The sequence below is a fragment of the Geodermatophilus chilensis genome (assembly GCF_002802985.1).
In the GTDB taxonomy this organism is placed as follows: domain Bacteria; phylum Actinomycetota; class Actinomycetes; order Mycobacteriales; family Geodermatophilaceae; genus Geodermatophilus; species Geodermatophilus chilensis.
Window position 1 is genome coordinate 1 of sequence record NZ_NVPT01000312.1, and the last position, 2,233, is coordinate 2,233.

At 69.5% G+C, this 2,233-nt stretch carries 2 protein-coding genes; both read left to right on the plus strand.

All coding sequences use genetic code 11. The features are described from left to right. Window positions 1-331: 331 nt before the first annotated feature. Window positions 332-781 (plus strand): hypothetical protein, encoded by a 450-nt coding sequence (locus CNO22_RS26740; RefSeq protein WP_100502253.1) that lies wholly within the window; start codon window positions 332-334, stop codon window positions 779-781. Further along, window positions 778-1,842, plus strand: a complete 1,065-nt coding sequence (locus tag CNO22_RS26745; protein WP_100502254.1) for a helix-turn-helix domain containing protein — start codon at window positions 778-780, stop codon at window positions 1,840-1,842. Before CNO22_RS26740 ends, CNO22_RS26745 begins: the two co-directional genes overlap by 4 nt. Window positions 1,843-2,233 lie beyond the last annotated feature (391 nt).

Below are 2,233 nucleotides of genomic sequence, written 5' to 3' on the forward strand. Positions count from 1 at the left end.
GACAAGCGCGAGTTCGTCTTCCGGGGCACCATCGACGTCGCCTCGATCAAGATCTGGCTGCGGACCCCCGCCAACCAAGATCCGCCAGACACGCCCTAGTGCCCGTTCGGCTTCATGCACGGACCTCCTCGACGCAACAGTCCCCGATCAGCCTGCCGGCCGGTGATGACATCCGCGGTCGCCGTCACGACCGCGCACGGCCTCCGGTTCCGGGTCCCACGCACGCCACGTCCCCGGCTCAGTCCGAAGAACATCCGCGGGCGGTGTCACCAAACGGGACAAAACGGCGCCTTCTCCGGCTGAGAGCAGCAGCCGCCGGGTGGGAGCGCCGATGTGGAAACAGGACCGGACAGCACGACGCATCGGCACGTCCCCCAGCTCCCATGCGGGTGATGTTGCTCAAACCCAAGCCACCGGGGGCAGCGACGACGTCGCGCCGATCCGAGAGGCCATCTGCCCCTGGGCCCTTCAGGCCCTCGTCGCCGCCTACGGCAGGGACACCTACCGGCTGCTGACCGATCTGGCCGACCTCCTCGAAGCGAGCATCGCCTACGTCGACCGGCCCACCGTCGAGGCTCACCTGGAGCGGCCGCTGTCCGACGACGAATGGTCGGCAGTCACCGCTCAGTTCAGCGCGATGGCCTTCGACGAGCATGTCGGGGATGCCGGCACCGTCCGCACCGACTGGATCGAAGACACACTCCACCGGGCCGGCGTCCCCGGCCACACTCCACTTGTAACCCAGAGCTCGGCTCCTCCCCGGCAGCCGGTGCGTCGATGAGGGTCAGCCGCACCTGCCGGGCCTGCGGCTACACCGCCGACTACGCCACCGCTCGACTCGCCGACGCTCACCACCCCCGACACTCCTGCGAGAAGCACCGGCGCGGCCTCGAGCAAGCTCGTCGCCGAGCTCAGCAACTCCAGCCTCGAGTGACGCGCGCGTGCACCCATCCGCAAACCCGCCATCAGCACGGCACCCGCGCCGCCTACGTCAAGGACCGCTGCCGCTGCGCCGACTGCACCGCCGCCAACACCGCCGCCAGCCGCACCGCCACCAGAGAACGGACTTACGGCCGCTGGCACCCCTACGTGGACGCCGCCCCCGTCCGCGGACACATCGCTGCCCTGCGCGCCGCCGGCATCGGCGTCGAGCGCATCGCGCAGCTCGCCGGCCTCTCGGTCAGCCACATCCGCCAGCTGGCCGAACACGACCGCAGCGGATCCCCGACGACGCAGCGGGTCCGCCCGAGCACGGCCGCCCACGTACTTCGCGTTAGCATCGACAGCGCCAGCCGGGCGCCCAGCAGCCGCGTCGACGCCACCGGCACCCGCCGCCGCCTGCAAGCGCTCATCGCCATCGGCTGGCCGGCCGAGCTTCTGGCAGATCCACTCGGCCGCCGCCCCAACAGCCTGCTCCGCAGCATGACCGGTCAGTCGGTCACCGCCCGCACCGCCTACGAGGTCGCGAGCCTCTACGAGCGGCTGTGGAATACCACGCCACCACGGATGACCGGCGAGCAGCGTGCCGTCGCCGACGCCGCCCGAGCCCACGCCGCCGCACGCGGCTGGCTGCCGCCGCTGGCCTGGGACGACATCGACACCGACCCCGCACCGCCGAAATCTACTGCCAGCCCTTCCTGGCCGCACGACATGGACGAGATCGCAGTGGAACGTGCTGTTGCCGGTGACAACGTTTCCTACGACGACCTCACCGCACTCGAACAACAAGAGGTCGTCCGCCGTCTCACCGCCCGCGGTAGCTCCATCCGGGACATCGCTGCCCTGCTCGGCACGACCAAGCGCACCGTCTCCCGCCGGCGCGCATCCTTGGGCGCGGCATAGACCAGGCTGCAGACCGGTCCGACCTACACCGCGGCGACCGACCGGTTGGCGACCCTTCCGCGGCCAGCATCGGCAACGACGATCTCCAGCCGGCCAAGCTGGCCATGCGGGTTCGATTCCCGTCACCCGCTCCACGCACTGACTAGCTCGTATGCCCGTTTGTCGAGCTCAGCAGGGCATTGTTACTCCCTTCATGCCTCAGTGATGCCGACCCCTGTTGACCGCTGACCACCGGACTTGACCGGTGCTTGTGGCACGGCTGAGGCACGACCTCATGGGCACTCCAGTCAGACCGGACTTCCGAAGATCGTGAGCACGCGACCGGCCCAATTCGCTGATTGACCTGGAGGGATGCGGGCAGGCCGCGATGGGGTCGTGTTACTACAGGCGC